Source organism: Corallococcus sp. BB11-1 (assembly GCF_026626625.1).
In the GTDB taxonomy this organism is placed as follows: domain Bacteria; phylum Myxococcota; class Myxococcia; order Myxococcales; family Myxococcaceae; genus Corallococcus; species Corallococcus soli.
The window spans coordinates 389,026-405,166 of the sequence record NZ_JAPNJY010000022.1; the positions used below are offsets into that span (position 1 = coordinate 389,026).

The window sequence follows — 16,141 nt, forward strand, 5'->3', positions numbered from 1 at the left end:
TGGAGGGGGATGGGGGATGCCATCCTACCTGGGATGCCGCCCCGTGTTAAGGGTCCCCGGCCGGGTCCAGGCCATGTTTCCGCAGAAGTTTCCGCAGGTAGACACGATCAATGTCCGCCTCCCGGGCCGCCCGGGAGATGTTGCCCTCGCAACGCTCGATGAGGTTCTTCAGGTAGTCGCGCTCGAAGACCTCGATGAGGTGCTCCTTGGCCTCCTTGAAGGGCAGGTCCAGCTCCGCCCCCTTGCGCGTCCCATCCGTGGGCGGCTCCAGGTCGGGCAGGGCCTCCTCGCCCAGGTTCACCACCTGCTCCACCACGTTGCGCAGCTCGCGCACGTTGCCGGGCCAGGGGTACTGGAGGAGCAGCGCGCGGGTCTGGTCGGACAGGGCGCTGGGCGGCCGGCCCATCTGCTTGAGCATGGAGTCGATGAGCAGGGGGATGTCGTCCGGGCGCTCGCGCAGCGCGGGCAGCGTGACGCGCAGCACGGCGAGCCGGTGGAAGAGGTCGCGGCGGAACTTCCCCTGCTGGACGGCCTGCTCCAGGTTGACATGGGAGGCGGCCACCACGCGCATGTTCACCGTGAAGTAGTCGTTGCCGCCCACGCGCTTCACCTGCCGGCGCTCCAGCACGCGCAGCAGGCGCGGCTGCAGCTCCAGGGGCAGCTCGCCAATCTCGTCCAGGAAGACGGTGCCGTTCTGGGCGCGCTCGAAGGCGCCGGCGCGGTCGGCCTGGGCGCCGGTGAAGGAGCCCTTCACGTGGCCGAAGAGCTCGGATTCGATGAGCGTGGAGGGCACGCCCGCCAGGTCCACGATGACGAAGGGGCCCTTCGCGCGCGGGCTCTGCTGGTGGATGGCCTCCGCGCACAGGTCCTTGCCGGTGCCCGTCTCCCCGTGGATGAGGACGTCCGCGCCGCCGGGCGCCAGGCGCTCCAGCAGCGTGAAGGCCTCGCGCATCTTGCGGCTGTTGCCCACCAGCGCGCCGAAGCGGTCCTTGGAGGAGAGCGTCACCGAGCGGTCGCGCGTGTCCTCCGGCACCAGCTTCAGCTCCGTGGTGCCCAGGGTGAAGACGCTGCCCGGGCGCAGCTCCATGGCGCTGAAGCGCAGGCCGTCCACGAAGGAGCCGTTGTGGGAGCCCAGGTCCGTGGCGAGCACGTGCTCGTCATGCACCTCCAGCCGCAGGTGCTGCCGGGAGACGGCCTTGTCGGACAGGACGATGTCGCACGTGGGGGCCTTGCCCAGCACGTACGTGCCCTGCTTGAGCGCGTGCGCCTTGCCGGCCTCCGCGCCCGACAGGACCCGCAGCACCATCCGCACCTGACCCGACCGGCCCCGCTGCAGGGTGGCCGTGGCATCCAGGAGCGCCTCATCCTCGTCTGGCGGCAGCGACACGCGGCGGACGCTACCACGCCTCGCCGGGGCTGCCACCCGCGCGTGCGCGCGGCCTCACCGCCGCCGTGAGCGGGGGGGCTTGCGGGCAGGCGGGCGCGCGGCCTCGGTCGGCAGGGACTTCAGCCACGAGTCCACCTCCCCCACGCGCTCGTCCATCCCCGCCTCGGTGAAGCGCCCCCGGGCCCGGGTGGCCTCGCCCCGGGCCTCCGGCGGACGGCCCGCCTGGTACAGCGCGCGCGCCAACGCGAAGCCCGACTCCGCCAGCGCATCCGCGGGCGCGGACGCGAAGGACACCGCCTGCTGGAGCGGCGCCACCGAATCACGCGCCCGGCCCAGGCCCAGCAGCGCCTGCCCCACCCCGTCATAGGAGGGCTGGAGCCCCTCGTCGTCCGCGGGCAGCGCCTTGCGCTTGAGCGCCAGGGCCTGCTCGTAGGTCTTCAGGGCGTCGTCGTAGCGCTTCATCCCGAGCTGGCACATGCCCACCTCGTCCAGCGCATCCGCGTACCAGGGGCTGTCCGCGCCGTGGACGGCCTTGAGGATGTCCGCCGCCGCCCGGGCATGGGGCAGCGCCCGGGCGTCCTCCTTCGCTTCGCGCAGGGCCAGGGACAGCAGGACGTGCCGGCGCGCCATGTCCGGGTGGAGCGGGCCCACCGCCGCCTCGGTCTGCTTCAGCGACTCCTCCAGGAGCGCCAGGGCCTCCGTCGGCTTGCCCGCCGCGAGCGTCATCCGGCCCAGCAGGAAGAGCGTCCGCGCGCGCTTGGGGTGCTGCGGCGGCAGGGCCTTCTCATAGAGGGCCCGCGCCTCCGACAGCCGCGCGACGGCGTCCTCCAGGTGGTCCTGGGACGCGGCGAGGTTGGCCTGGTTCACCTTCACGTCGGCCTCCAGCACCGGCTCGCCGCCCAGCCGCTGGAGGGTGGCCTCCGCGAGCTGTCCCCAGTTCGCCGCCGGGTCGAAGTGCTTCAGCCCGTCCTCCACGTAGAGGAGCTTGTTGAGGATGGCGACCTTCAGCCGGTCCGCCCGGCCCGCCTCCGCGTCAAACACGGCGCGCGACAGGAGCGTCGAGGCCGCGGGCGAGTCCCCCAGCTGCTCCTGGAGCCAGCCCTGGTGGAAGCGCAGCTCCGCGCGCAGCGGCAGGAAGCCCGTGGCCAGCACCGGGGCCTCCAGGGGCGTTACCGCCGCGAGCGCCGCGGGGTAGCGCCCCGCGTCCACCTGCGCGCGGACCTCCGACAGCCTCCCCTCCAGTTGATCAATCGCCTCGCGCAGGGCGGGGTCGGAGGGCCGGCGCTGCTGTTCGGCCAGCGAGCCCACGTCCTCGCAGTCGTGGAGCGCGGGCAGCGCGTGCGCCACGTCCACGGCCTTCTCCACCAGCGCCGCGTCCGCGCTGGCCAGCAGGTCCACCGTGGAGCGCAAATCCTTGCGGCGCCGCTCCAGGCACACCACCTGCCGATCAAGCTGGTCCTCCGGGACGACGCCCTGCACGCGCGTCTGCTCGCACGCCAGGACGCGCTGCTGCTTCCACGCGCCCGCGTAGTTCTCCAGCACCTGCACGGTGCGGAGGGCCATGGCCTCCGCGAAGGGCTTGCCGGTGGCGCGGAAGGCGGACTCCAGCCGCGCCTTCGCGTCCGGCGTCCAGACGTCGTCCATCAGGGCCCCGGCGTCCGCGCACACCTGGGACTGCTGCCACGCCACGCCCCCGGCCACCGCGAGCGTGGCGGCCATCGCGCCCGTCGCCGTCACCCAGCGCCTGCGCTGGCCGCGGCGCTGCTCCTGGGAGAGCGCGTCCAGCAGGGTCCGCATGGAGGTGAAGCGCGCGTCCGCGTCCAGCGACAGGCCGCGCAGCACCGCCTGCCGCACCCACGCGGGCACCTTCGTGTCGCGCGGCGGCTCGCGGATGAGCACGGGCGGCGGCGCGGTGGGGCCCGGGGCCGTCAGGGGCGCGGTGCCCCCCAGCGACTGCGTGCCCTCCGCCTCCACGCCCCGGCTGGAGGACGCGTACGCCCTGAGGCTGCCCGGGTCGAAGGGGCGCGTGCCGAAGAGGGCCCCGTAGAGCGCGGCGCAGAAGCTGAACTGGTCCGTGCGCGCGTCCAGCGTCGTGCCCCGGAACTGCTCCGGGGACATGTAGTTGGGCGTGCCCACGAGGAGGCCCGCCTCGGTGAGCGTCGTCTCCAGCATCCGCCGGTCCGCGGCCTGGAGGACCTCCGCCTCCTCCGGCGACGTCGCCGCTTCCGGCGCGTCGCCCACCTGCCGCGCCAGCCCGAAGTCCGTCACGTAGACGCGGCCCGCGCGGCTCACCAGCACGTTGGCGGGCTTGAAGTCGCGGTGCACGAGCCCCGCGTCGTGCGCGGCCTGGAGCCCCCGGCCGGCCTGGAGGTAGCGCTCCAGCACCTCACTCCACGAGCGCCTGGATTCCTTCAGCCAGGTGCCCAGCGTGCCGCCGTCCACCAGCTCCATCGCGACGAAGACCTGGTCGCCCCAGATGCCCACGTCGAAGACGGGGATGACGTTGGGATGGGAGACGCGCGCCATGGCCTGCGCTTCGCGCATCAGCCGGGAGCGGGCCTCCTCCGACTCCCGCTGGTGGTTCGGGTGCAGGAGCTTGAGCGCCACCTTGCGGTCCAGGTCCGGATCATAGGCGGCGTACACCACGCCCATGCCGCCCTGCCCCAGCTTGCGCAGCAGCAGGTAGCGCCCCACCTGGGGAACAGGCGGCACGTCCTCCGGGGCCCGGCGTGAGCCGCCGGTCCCCGTCCCCCGCCCGGTTCCATGCCCCGTGCCCACGCCCGAGCGCGCGGCGTCCGAAGCGCCCGTGTTCATTCCGCCCCTGCCGGTGTCTCTCTTGGTCATCGGTGGTGCACCCGGAGCAGGACTCTACCCCCGGCCCTTGCCCGCTCCGCATCTTCTCCCGCGATGCGTCATCCAGGCCGCCTGCCTGGTGTCTGCGGTCATCAGGCCCCCATCAGGGGTCACCAGGACGCGCGGTGCAGGTGGGAGACAACCTCCGCCCCCGTCGCGGCGAAGGCCATGCCGTGGGCGAAGGCGCTGGCGAACCCCAAGGTCGCGGGCGCCGTCACCAGCACGGTGCTGGACTCGGTGAAGGGGATGGGCGGCATCGGCAAGGTGGCCGGCGCGACGGCGAGCGCCGGGAGCAAGGCGCTCTCCGCCCTCAAGGGCGTGGGTGGCGCTGCCAACGTGCTGGGCGCGGCGGGCGGCACGGTGGGCGGCGTGTTCGACATCGTCAACGGCGCGAAGGTCAACGACGGGGCGCAGATCGCCATGGGCGCCGTCGGCATCGCGGGCAGCATCGGTGGGGCGGTGGCGGTAGGCGCGATTGGTGGACCGCTGGGCATGGCGGTGGGCGCGGGCATCGGCCTGCTGACCTTCGGCATCGGGAAGATCATGGATGCCATCAGCGACAAGCCGCACAAGATCTCCGAACTGCAGATCGACTGAGGGCCGGGCGTCCTTGTGAAGGCGGCGGGAATCGAACCCGCCGCTTCCCGGGCGCGGTGGGCGCCTACCGCCGCCGCATTCGGTCGCGAAGGCACTCCGCCACGTCCTCGCGCAGCGCCTCCGGGAAGCCGGAGAGACCTGGCGTGTCGTTGCACTCGAGCAGCGTGTACGTGCCGTCCTTCGCCTGGAGGAAGTCCAGCCCCAGGATGTCGGCGCCCAGATGCCGCATCGCTTGGCGTGTGTGCGCCGCGAGCTCCGGCGGCGGCTCGATGACGTGGTGCCTGCGCGTGTCGACGTTCGCCTTCCAGCCTGCTCCCTCGCGCGTCATCGCCCACATGCGCTCGCCGACCGCGAGGCAGCGCACGTCGCGCTGGTAGTCGATGAAGGGTTCGACCGCCGCGTAATCGTCCGCCGCGAAGAGGAGGTCCGCGACCTCCGGCCAGTCCGCGTTGGTGCGCACGAGCGCCTTGCCCAGCCCCGCGTGGTGGTTGCCCACCTTGACGACGAACGGCGCGGGACGCTCCAGCCTGCGCAGCATGTCGTCTCCCATCGCGACGTCGAACGGGATGACGGGCAGGCCCGCCTCACGCATCTCCGCCAGCATCGACAGTCGGTCGTGGCAGCGCGCGAGCACCGACGCCGGATTGGTGCAGGGCACCCCACTGAGCCGGATGAGGTCCAGCGTCGCGCGGTGCTTCGGATCCGGACGGATGGCGCCCACCCGCCACAGTACGCCGTCAAGACGCGTGGCCGACTCACGGTTGATGCACCAGAGTTCCCCCCGCGCAGCACCCAGGCACAGTCCTGGAGTCGCCGGGAGACCACCTCGAACTCCGGAAGGTAGGACTGCCAATACTGCTCGCCGTTGATGACCGCCAGTGTGGGCCGCATCCGGCCAGTGTCGCACGCACCGGTCCAACGCATCGACAGGGGGCCAGGAGGACGGAAGTCGCCAACCCGAGACACGCCGGTTGACGCGCGCCCTCCGCGCCCGTCTTATCCTGCCTCCCCTTCAGCAGGAGTGGTCGTGGCAGGCGCACCGGTCGAACTGACCCCGGACAATTACGAGGAAGTCACCCAGCAGCCCGGGGTGTGCGTGGTAGACTTCTGGGCCCCGTGGTGCGCGCCCTGCCGCGCCTTCGCGCCCATCTTCGCGGCGGCGGCCGAGCGGTTCCCGGACTTCACCTTCGCCAAGCTCGACACGGAGGCGCACGAGTCGCTCTCCGAGCCCCTGGGCATCGAGTCCATCCCCACGCTCATCGCCTTCAAGGCGGGGGTGGAGATCCACCGAGCCTCCGGCGCATTGCCCGCCGCCGCCCTGGACGCGCTGCTGGGCCGGCTGGAGTCCGTGGACGTGGCGGAGCTGAAGCGCCGCGCCGCGAACCGCAAGCTCACCGAGGAGGGCAAACCTCCGCAGGGCGTGCCCAAGGGAGCGACGTGGGACCCGGGTGACGCGGAGTGGTCCTTCGGGCCCAAGGACCCCAAGGGCCGGCAGCACGGGACGTGGAAGTTCTGGCGGGCCGACGGCACCCTCTGCAACGAATGCATCATGAAGCACGGCACGCCGCACGGCGTGTTCAAGCGCTTCCACGAAAGTGGCGAGGTGTCGCAGGAGGGCACCTTCGACCAGGGGCAGCTGCACGGCCCGCGCACCTGGTTCGCCTCCGAGCACTTCACCACCGAGCGCATGCACGAGAACGGCGTGAGCGAGAAGGTGAAGAAGACGGTGATGCTCTACGACCAGGGCGAGGTGCGGCAGATCCTCCACTTCGACGGCACCGGGCAGCGCGTGGTGCCCACCACCGGGGAGCCCTACCCCACCCGCCCGGCCCACCTGCCGGACGGCGCGGAGCTGCGCGAGGACCTGGACCAGTGGGCGCTCGTGTCGCTCAACGCCGACGGGGAGCGCCATGGCCTCGTGCGGTTCTGGGACCGCCAGGGCCTGCTGCTCTGGGAGGCCGAGTACGTGAACGGCTTCCGCCAGGGCCTCTACCGCTCGCGCGCAGAGGACACCTACGCGGACTTCCGCGTCCACTTCGAGGAGGGCCAGGCGCACGCGGACTTCGCGTGTGGCGAGTGGTCGCTGCTGGATGCACAGCGCCAGGTGGTGCTCACCCGCGACCTGGGGCTGGCGCAGGATGAGCGGACGCTGGAGCACTCGGAGGTGTTCTCCAACCTGGCGCGCACCGCGGAGGGCTGGCGCGAGTTCGCGCGACAGGCCCGCGCGGACAAGCGCTACCGGGAGGCCCTGCTGGCCACGGCCCGCGCCTGCGCCACGTCGCTGGACGTGCAGCCGCTCCAGGAGGGGCTGGAGCAGCTCACCCTGCCCCGCACCCGCCCCTCCGCGCACGCGCTGGCGATGTCGGTGGTGGAGGAGGCGGGGCAGCGCTGGGCGCCCATGGCGGACTGCCTCATGCGGGGCGGAGAGGCGGCCACCCTGCTCCGGGCCTATGCCGTCCTGTTGGACCAGACGGACCGGCCGCGCGCGGCGCTGGACTTCCTGCACGCGGCGATGCTGCTCGCCCCGGAGCGCAAGGCGTACCTGTTCACGCGGGGCCTCATCCTGCTGAACCTGGGGCTCGCGGAGCAGGTGCACCAGGACGCGGCGGGGCTCGCGACGGAGGAGCCCGACACCGCCCTGTTCCTGACCACCTACGCCCGGGCCCTGTTCCCGAAGTTCGACTTCTGGCCCGACCAGGAGGCACCGCGCTGCACCTATGACGGCCTGCCCGAAGGCCCCCAGCAGCCGCTGGAGTCCGTCCAGCAGGTGGTGCGCAAGTACGCCACGCGGATCCAGACGATCCGCGCGGAGCTGCTCCGGCGGTTCAAGCCCGGCGCCACGGTGTCATGGCTGCCGCCGGACCTGTCCCCATTGCTGGGCGCGGGGCCGGTGAAGCTGGAGCAGTTCGACTGGGAGTTCGGGGACGACACCGTGGAGATCGACGAGACGCTGGACCTGGAGCAGGGCCTGGCGGACCTGACGCTCCTGCTGCGGGGCGACTGGAGCGCGCTGACGTGGCTGCTGTGGGCGTGCGGGGAGAAGACCTTCCGGATGCCCACGCGGCTGTCCCCACCGGCCGACTACGGCCAGGGCGCGGGCCAGGCCTCCCAGCGGCTGTGGCAGAGCCGGGACCGGCGGATCCGGGGTGGAGGCGGCAGCAAGCCCGGCGAGGGCTTCCAGTTCGAGGGCGTGGCGCTGGGCGACCTGCACCCGAACCTCGTCACCATCGCGGAGCGGCAGTACGCGGAGACGCAGGCGATGTTCTACTGGCTCAGTGATTCGGACCATGTCTCGCCGTGGCAGAGCAATCTGAGGGGCAGCTAGTCATGAATCGGATTCGTGAAACCATTGAAGTCGCGGAGCCCCTGTGGCGGGCGCTGGAGCAGATGAGCCACGACCTGGGCGTGGACCGGAATGCCCTGGTGGCGCAGGCGCTGTTCCTGCTCGCACGGCAGAACGGCTACGTCGCGCCGACGCCCGTGTTGCTCGGGGCGACGGCGGCGGTCGCCCAGGCCATTGAGCCTGGGGTCCCGGAGGCACCGCGACCGTCCGTCACGGAGGCGCCGGCGCCGGAGGCTCGGGCCCCTGAGCCCGGGGCTGCCCCGGGAGAGGCCGCCAGCGTCACGCCGCCGCGAATGTACGTGAAGGAGCCCGCGCCCCCTCCGGCCGCGACGTCCAAGGCCAAGGCCGCGCCGGCCGGTGCCCTGACGCCGGCGGAAGAGGAGACCGCGTCCGCGCGCGCCCGGATGCAGGAGGTGCTCGCGGCCGTGGAGGCGGTCGTGCTGCCGCGAGACGTGCCGGTGGCGGTCGAGGAGGAAGAAGAAGCATCCGACGAGGACGACGAGGACTCCGACGGCGAAGACGCATCCGCGGATGACGAGGACTCCGACGACACCTCGGACGCGGATGACGAGGCGTCCGATGACGAAGACGCCTCCGAGGATGACGAGGCGTCCGACGACGAAGACGCCTCCGAGGATGACGAGGCGTCCGACGACGAAGACGCCTCCGAGGATGACGAGGCGTCCGACGACTCCTCGGACGAGGATGACGAGGCGTCCGACGACGCTTCGGGCGAAGACGAGGACGAAGAGACGTCCGCCGAGGAGGCCGTGAACGGCGCCTCCGACAGCGATGCGGACGAGGACGCGGCCCCTGCGTCCAACGCCGCCAGCGCCACGGACTCCGACGACGCGGACGACGACGCTGACTCCGACGACGCGGACGACTCCGCTGCCTCCGACGACGAAGCGGACGCGTCTTCCGACGAAGCGGACGGCGACAGTTCGGACGCGGACGTCGCGGCGGCCATCGGCGCGGAGTCGGGCGCGGATGCCGACCTGGAGGCAGCCCTGGGCCTGGAATCAGGCGCGAGCGCCGATGACGCGGGCGACGAAGCCCCCGACACCCAGGACGAGGTCCAGGACGAGGTCCAGGACGAGCCCCCGGCCCCGAAACCCGTCGCGCCCGCTGCCGTCCTCAAGAAGTCCTCGCGCGGCAGGATCCTCGCGCCCGTGGAGGAGGAGGAGGAGGCGCAGGACATCCCCACGGACGTCGGCAAGCAGCGCACGCCTGCCCCGGCCAAGGCCGCGAAGGCCGCGCCGCCCCCGGAGCTGTACGTCCGCCTGTCGCCGGACGGTCCCTCGACGCGGGTGGACGTGGAGCGCTTCACGCTGGGACGAGGTCCGACGTGCAGCCTCGTTGTGAAGTCCGGACGGGTCTCCCGCGAGCACGCGGCCATCGTGCGCGTGGGCAACGACTTCTTCATCGAGGACCTGGGCTCCTCGAACGGGACGTGGATCAACCATCAGCGCATCAAGCGCCAGAAGATCGCGGACGGGGACACCTTCAACCTGGGGACCGAGGCCGTGTACTTCTCCATGGGCCCTGGCGAAGCCTGAAGCCGCCGCCGTTCATGCCTTCCGCGGCGGATTGCGGATGCCCACGGCGGAGATGACTCCGCCCAGGATGAGCAGGACGGCGGTGGTGAGCATCACCCGGTGGAAGCCCGCGACGTCCAGTCGCGGGCCCACGATGAGCCCCGTGAGCGCGATGGCGATGAGCCCCGCGACCCGGGAGATGGCGTTGTTGATGGCCGAGCCGATGCCGGCCTGCTCGCTCCGGATGGATCCGAGCACCGCCGCCGTCAGCGGCGCGACCGTCATCGTCAACCCCAGCCCGAACACCCCCACGCCCGGCAGCATCTGCGTCCAGAAGTTCAGCGGCGTGCCGACGTTGAGCATCAGCAGGAACCCCACGCCCGCCAGGCACGGTCCCGCCGCCATGAACCACCGGGGCCCCAGGCGCCCGGAGAGTCCGCCGAACGCGGACGACAGCAACAGCATGATGAGCGTCGTCGGCATCAGCGCCAGGCCCGCGGTCGTCGCGCGGAAGCCGCCCACCTCCTGCAGGAAGAGCGTGATGACGAACATGCCCAGCGACAGCGCCCCATAGATGGCCGTGGTGGCGAGGTTGCCCACCCAGAAGTTCCGTTCGCGGAACAGGTCCAGCGGCATCATCGGATGCGGGGTGCGCCGCTCCTGCACGAGGAACGCGATGAACGCCGGCACGCCCAGGCCCAGGGAGATCAGGACCGACGGATGCGTCCAACCCACCTTCGGCTGTTCGATGAGCGCGTAGACAGGGCCCCCCAATCCCAGACACGCCAGGACGGCGCCCAGGACGTCGATGTGAGCACCCGCCGGTCGGGGCGGCTCCACCAGCCGCGCGAGCAGCATCAGGGTCAGCGCGATGGGCAGCACGTTGATGGCGAAGATCCACCGCCAGCCCACCGTGTCCACCAGCGCTCCGCCCACCAGCGGCCCCGCGATGAACGCGGCGCCCGTCCAGCCGGTCCACGCGCCAATGGCCTTCGCCTGCTCGGGGCCGGAGAAGAAGGACACGATGAGCGCGAGCGAGCCCGGCACCAGCAGCGCGCCCGTGGCGCCCTGGAGCCCGCGCGCAAGGATGAGCACGGGGCCCGTGGGAGCCAGCGCGCACAGCAGCGACGTCGCACCGAAGCCCAGCAGCCCGAGCCCCAGGATGCGCTTGCGCCCGAAGGCATCCGACAGCGAGCCCGCGACCAGCATCAGCGAGCCCAGGGTGATGAGGTAGGCGTCCACCACCCACTGCTGGAGCGTGAGGCCTCCGCCCAGCTCCCGGACCATCGCCGGCAGCGCGACGTTGATGATGGCCGCGTCCAGGAACGTGACGAGCGAAGCCAGGACGGCGATGGCCAGGACGAGCCGTTGTTGAGAGGCCAAGGTACCCGCCGACTTTCCCGCCCGTGAATCCGGAAGGGAGCCTTGCGCTCCCTTCCGGCAATGCCTCACGGCCCGAGGGACCGTGAGGAACGTCAGAGGTCGCAGTTCGGACCGAACTCCGTACAACGCGGGGTCGTCAGCTCCTTGCGCTCCTTCGACTCGCCACCCGGATTCGACAGGAGGCGGACGGTCTCACGCTTCAGGCTCAGCTTCTTCGGCTTCTGGGTGTCCTGCTTGTCCATGACATCGCCTTTCGTTTCAATGCTCGACGGCGTTACCTGGAATCAATGCGGCAACCTGCTGGCTCTCAACACCTGACGGAGGCTGTCAGGCCTTCCCAGTCAAACACCTGCTTCCCAAGCAAACAAGTGCTGCCCGGCACAACCTCCAAACGCTGAATTTCATTTCCCTGGTACCTGCGAGGGAATGAAGCTCCAGCGGCCTTTTCCAGAAAGCAGGTCCGACGACATGCGAAGGACGCCGCCATGGAAGCCCTTGCTGCAAGGCGTTGAACACGCGCAAGCGGTGGCGGTGTTGGCTCCTCTGGTCGAAGCACTGGAGCACGCACACCCCACGCCGCCCTTCGCGGCCTCCCTCGCGCGGGGGGATGCGGGACGCGCCGTGCTGTTCGACGCGCTCGCCCGGGCCCACGATGACGCCCGGCATCGCGCCACGTCGGAGGTCCTGCTGGAGCGCGCCACCGGGGCGCTGACCTCCGAGACCCTGGGCCCTGACTTCTATGACGGCTTCGCCGGCATCGCCTGGGCCGTCCAACACGTCCAGCGTCCTCCCGAGGCACCCGACGCGGATCCGCTGACGGACATCGACACCGCGCTCGGGGACTTCCTCCAGACGCGGCCCTGGACCCAGCGCTACGACCTGGTGAGTGGACTGGTCGGCATGGGTGTCTATGCCCTGGAGCGGCTTCCCCGCGTCGGCGCGCGGCAATGCCTGGAAGCGGTGGTCGCCCGGCTCGGGGAGCTGGCGGAGCCCACACCGGAAGGATGGCGGTGGAGGACCCTGCCTGGACACGTGGAGCCACGGCTTCGCGAGGAGCAGCCCCGGGGAGGCTTCAACCTGGGCGTGGCGCACGGCATCGCGGGGGTGCTCACCGTGCTCGGCGGCGCGGTGGCCTCCGGGGTCGCGGAGGCTTCCGCGCGCGCGCTGCTGCACGGCGGGTGGACGTGGCTCATGGCCCGACGAGGGAAGGACACGGAGCCCGCGCGCTTCCCCACGCGCGTGGGCCTCCAGGAGGAGCCCCTCACCTGGCCGCGCCGTCCCGCGTGGTGTTACGGCGATCCGGGTGTGTCGCTCGGTCTGCACACGCTGGCGCGCGCCGTGGGCAACGTGGAGTGGGAGGCCCAGGCGCTCGCGCTCTGCCGGGAGTCCACGCGTCGCTGGACGGACGTCACCTCCGTGCAGGATGGCGGCCTCTGCCATGGCGCCGCGGGACTCGCGCACCTCTACAACCGGCTCTTCCAGACGACGGGGGAGGCCGTCTTCGAAGCCGCTTCCCGCTTCTGGTTCGCGCGGCTGCTCACCGTGCACCGACAGCCAGGCACGGGCGTGGGCGGCTTCCGGACGCTGGAGCGCTTCGACGGCGACGCCGAGGCCTGGACCGACCACCCGGGCCTGCTCGCGGGCGCCACCGGCATCGCCCTGGCGCTGCTCGCGGCGACCACCTCCGAGGACCCCACCTGGGACCGCATGCTGCTCATGTCCCTGCGTCACCCTGCCCCGGACGCGCCATGACGCCCCACCGTCCTTCCCTTCCGGGCTACGCCCCTTCTGGCTTCTTCGTCCTGCGCACCCCGCTGCTGCCTTTCGATGCGCTGCGCGCGTGGAGCGAGGGCCTCCAGGCGCTCCACTTCATGGAGGCCCCGGTCGCCGAGCAGGAAGCAGCGCTCGCGGCGGATCGCCTCCTCCTGCGCGACAGGCTCTCCGCGGCGATTGCCCGCCCGGAAGTCCGTGAGGCGTTGTTCCTCGCATCCCCTTCGCTTGACGAACACCTGTCCGCGTGGACGCACGCTCCGGACAGTCCCCATGGCCAGAAGCTGGAGCGCACGCTGGTGCGCTACTGGCAGCGCATGGCCTCGCGCGCGACGCCCTTCGGGCTGTTCGCCGGCAACAGCCTGGGCACGTTCGCTGGGATGACGCGGCTGGCGCTGTCCCCGCGCGAGTCATACCGGCGCCACACGCGGCTGGACATGGACTACGTCGATGCCCTGACGGACAAGCTCGCGGCCCTGCCCGTGCTGCGCGAAGCCCTGCGCTACCGGCCCAACTCCAGCCTGTACCGGGCCGCGGGGAGGCTGCGCTACGCGGAGTCGCGCCGCGACGGAGGCTCGCGCACCTACCAGCTCGTCGGCGTGGAGCCCACCGCGTACCTGGAGGCCACGCTGGAGCGGGCCCGCGCGGGGGCGTCGCTCGCGACGCTCGCCCAGGCGCTGGTGGAGGCCGACCCCGACGTGTCCTCCGATGAGGCCCGGGGCTACGTAGAAATGCTCGTGGAGCACCAGTTGCTCCTTCCAGACCTGGCGCCGCTCGTCACCGGGCCGGAGCCACTGCGCGAGCTGCTCGCGCGCCTGGAGGCCGTGCCGGCGCTGGCCGACACCGCACGCACGCTCCACCACGTCCAGGCCGCGCTGACGGCGCTGGATGACGCACCGCCAGGCGTGGAGCCGTCGCGCTACCGCGCGCTCGCCAAGGGACTGGAGGCCCTCCCCGCCCCCGTCGACCCCAGCCGCCTCTTCCAGGTGGACCTGCGCAAACCCACCGAAGCGCTGAGTCTGGGCCCCCGGGTGGTGGCCGCGATGGCCCGGGGCGTGGCCCTGCTGCACCGGCTGAGTCCGGCGTCGGAGTCACCCAGCCTGCGGCGCTTCCGCGAGGCCTTCGTCCAACGCTACGAGGAGCGCGAAGTCCCGCTGCTGGAGGCCCTGGATGAGGACGTGGGGGTCGGCTTCGAGCTGGCGAGTCCCGAGGCCGCCGAGGCCTCCCCCCTGCTGCGCGACCTGGCCTTCCCGTCCCCTCCCGCCGAGGAGCGCGTCGCCTGGGGCAAGACCTGGGCGCACCTGAACTACCGGCTGTCGGAGGTGCTGCGCACGGGCGGCCCCCTGGAGCTGGACGCGGCGGACCTGGAGGCGCTGGAGAACCCGCGGCCCTCGCCGCTGCCGGACGCCTTCGCCGTGATGGCGACCGTGCTGGCCGCATCCCAGGAGGACGTGGACGCGGGGCGCTTCCAGCTCGTGTTCGATTCGATGATTGGCCCCTCCGGCGCGGCGCTCCTCGGGCGCTTCTGCCATGGCGACCCGGAGCTGCTGCGGCACGTGACGGCGCACCTGCGCGCGGAGGAGGCGCTGCGGCCGGAGGCCGTCTTCGCGGAGGTGGTGCACCTGCCGGAGGGACGCGTGGGCAACATCCTCTGCCGGCCCGTGCTGCGCGACCACGAGCTGGTGTTCCTGGGACGCTCGGGCGCGCCGCCGGAGCAACAGCTCCCGCTCACGGACCTGCACCTCCGCGTCCAGGGCTCCCGCATCGTCCTGCGCTCCGCGAGCCTGGGGCGGGAGGTCCTCCCCCGCGTCACCCACGTCCACAACTTCGGCCGCTCGCACCTGCGGCCCTACACCTTCCTGGGCACGCTCCAGCAGCAGGGCGTGAGCCTGGGCCTGCGGTGGAACTGGGGGCCGCTCGCCACCAGCGCGTACCTTCCCCGCGTGACGCACGGCGGGCTGGTGCTCCACCGCGCCCGCTGGCGCATCAAGGCGCCCACGCTCCACGCGCTTGGAGCGCTGGAGGGCGCCGAGCGCTTCCGTGAAGCGCAGCGGCTGCGCGCGCGCCTGGGGCTCCCACGCACCGTAGGCCTGGAGGACCGCGACAACGTGCTGCCCGTGGACCTGGACAACGTGCTCAGCATCGACACCTTCGTCCAGTTGGTGCGGCACCAGTCGGAGGTGGTCCTGGTGGAGCTGCCCACCAACGAGGACCTGTGCGTGCGGGGGCCCGAAGGAAGCTTCGTCCACGAGGTGGTGGTGCCCTTCGTGCGCGACGCCCCGTCCGCGCCTCCGCCCGCACCGCGGCTCGCGAAGCCCCCGAGGCTCGAGCGGTCGTTTCCGCCCGGCTCCGAGTGGCTGTACGTCAAGCTCTACACCGGCACGGCGCTCGCGGAGCGCGTGCTGGCGGAGGCCGTGGCGCCGCTCGCTCGCGAAGCGCTGGCCTCAGGCGCCGCGCACCAGTGGTTCTTCCTGCGCTACGGGGACCCGGACTGGCACCTGCGCGTGCGCTTCCACGGCGACCCGCGACGGCTGCACACGGACGTGCTGTCGCGGCTCCACGAACTGCTGCGCCCGCTGCGACGGGACGGGCTCGTCCACCGCGTGCAGGTGGACACCTACGAGCGCGAGGCCGAACGCTATGGCGGCGACGCGGGCCTGCCGCTCGCGGAGCGGCTGTTCCACATGGACAGCGAGACGGCGCTGGAGCTGCTCGACATGGTGGCGGGGGAGGACGGCGCGGAGGCACGCTGGCGCCTGCTCCTGTGCGGCATCGACCGGCTGCTGGGCGACCTGGACTTCAATCTGGAGGACCGCTGCCGGTTGCTCGCGGACCTGCGCAAGGGCTACGGCCAGGAGTTCCAGGTGGACGGCGCCTTCGAGCGCAGGCTGGGAGAGCGGTTCCGCACGCACCGTCAGGAGCTGGAGTCCCTGCTGTGGCGGCCGGGGCCTTCCGACGGGCCGCTCGCGCCGGGACTCGCCGCGCTGAGCCGCCGCTCCGAACGTCAGGCGGAGGTGACCGCGCGGCTGCGCGCCCACGCCCTGGAGGGTGCGTTGACGCAGCCACTGGAACGCGTGGCCGAGAGCCTCATCCACATGCACACCAACCGACTGCTGCGCACCGCCGCCCGGGCACAGGAGCTGGTCCTCTACGACTTCCTGCACCGGCTCTACACGTCCCGACAGGCACGCGAGGAGCGACGACCCTGATGGCCCTGCCGGGCCGGGGAGGGCCGCGCGGCGCCTGACGTCTTCACGCACTCCGCGGTGA

General features: G+C 72.0%; 10 protein-coding genes. 5 read left to right on the forward strand and 5 right to left on the reverse strand.

The features are described from left to right. Positions 1 to 46 precede the first annotated feature (46 nt). Together OV207_RS18280 and OV207_RS18285 are read right to left on the reverse strand one after the other, a co-directional pair. Positions 47 to 1,306 carry a sigma 54-interacting transcriptional regulator gene (locus OV207_RS18280; protein WP_415835727.1) on the reverse strand — a complete coding sequence of 420 codons (1,260 nt, stop codon included), beginning with the start codon at positions 1,304 to 1,306 and terminating at the stop codon, positions 47 to 49. Between the two features lie 135 nt (positions 1,307 to 1,441). After that, a complete protein-coding gene (locus OV207_RS18285) occupies positions 1,442 to 4,231 on the reverse strand; it encodes a serine/threonine-protein kinase (protein WP_267556437.1) in 2,790 nt (929 codons plus the stop codon). 177 nt (positions 4,232 to 4,408) lie between these two features. Here OV207_RS18285 and OV207_RS18290 point away from each other — a divergent pair, with 177 nt between their 5' ends. Beyond that, positions 4,409 to 4,837 carry a hypothetical protein gene (locus OV207_RS18290; protein WP_267556438.1) on the forward strand — a complete coding sequence of 143 codons (429 nt, stop codon included), beginning with the start codon at positions 4,409 to 4,411 and terminating at the stop codon, positions 4,835 to 4,837. A gap of 64 nt (positions 4,838 to 4,901) precedes the next feature. Here OV207_RS18290 and OV207_RS18295 read toward each other — a convergent pair whose 3' ends face one another. Next, positions 4,902 to 5,558, reverse strand: coding sequence for an ATP-grasp domain-containing protein (locus OV207_RS18295; protein ID WP_267556439.1), 657 nt, complete (start codon positions 5,556 to 5,558; stop codon positions 4,902 to 4,904). 306 nt (positions 5,559 to 5,864) lie between these two features. Between OV207_RS18295 and OV207_RS18300 the strand changes: the two genes are divergently transcribed. Together OV207_RS18300 and OV207_RS18305 are read left to right on the forward strand one after the other, a co-directional pair. After that, positions 5,865 to 8,162, forward strand: a complete 2,298-nt coding sequence (locus tag OV207_RS18300; protein ID WP_267556440.1) for a thioredoxin domain-containing protein — start codon at positions 5,865 to 5,867, stop codon at positions 8,160 to 8,162. A gap of 2 nt (positions 8,163 to 8,164) precedes the next feature. Continuing rightward, positions 8,165 to 9,739: an FHA domain-containing protein gene (locus OV207_RS18305; protein ID WP_267556441.1), complete on the forward strand. Its 1,575-nt coding sequence runs from the start codon at positions 8,165 to 8,167 to the stop codon at positions 9,737 to 9,739. A gap of 12 nt (positions 9,740 to 9,751) precedes the next feature. Here the strand turns inward: OV207_RS18305 and OV207_RS18310 are convergent, their stop codons facing one another. Continuing rightward, positions 9,752 to 11,101, reverse strand: a complete 1,350-nt coding sequence (locus OV207_RS18310) for an MFS transporter (protein ID WP_267556442.1) — start codon at positions 11,099 to 11,101, stop codon at positions 9,752 to 9,754. Between the two features lie 92 nt (positions 11,102 to 11,193). Then, positions 11,194 to 11,343, reverse strand: coding sequence for a hypothetical protein (locus tag OV207_RS18315; RefSeq protein ID WP_267556443.1), 150 nt, complete (start codon positions 11,341 to 11,343; stop codon positions 11,194 to 11,196). Positions 11,344 to 11,632: 289 nt separating this feature from the next. On the opposite strand from OV207_RS18315, the gene OV207_RS18320 reads away from it, so the two are divergent. Both OV207_RS18320 and OV207_RS18325 read left to right on the forward strand, forming a co-directional pair. Further along, positions 11,633 to 12,853: a lanthionine synthetase C family protein gene (locus OV207_RS18320; RefSeq protein ID WP_267556444.1), complete on the forward strand. Its 1,221-nt coding sequence runs from the start codon at positions 11,633 to 11,635 to the stop codon at positions 12,851 to 12,853. Further along, positions 12,850 to 16,080 carry a lantibiotic dehydratase gene (locus OV207_RS18325; protein WP_267556445.1) on the forward strand — a complete coding sequence of 1,077 codons (3,231 nt, stop codon included), beginning with the start codon at positions 12,850 to 12,852 and terminating at the stop codon, positions 16,078 to 16,080. The genes OV207_RS18320 and OV207_RS18325 overlap by 4 nt, the downstream gene beginning before the upstream one ends. Positions 16,081 to 16,141 lie beyond the last annotated feature (61 nt).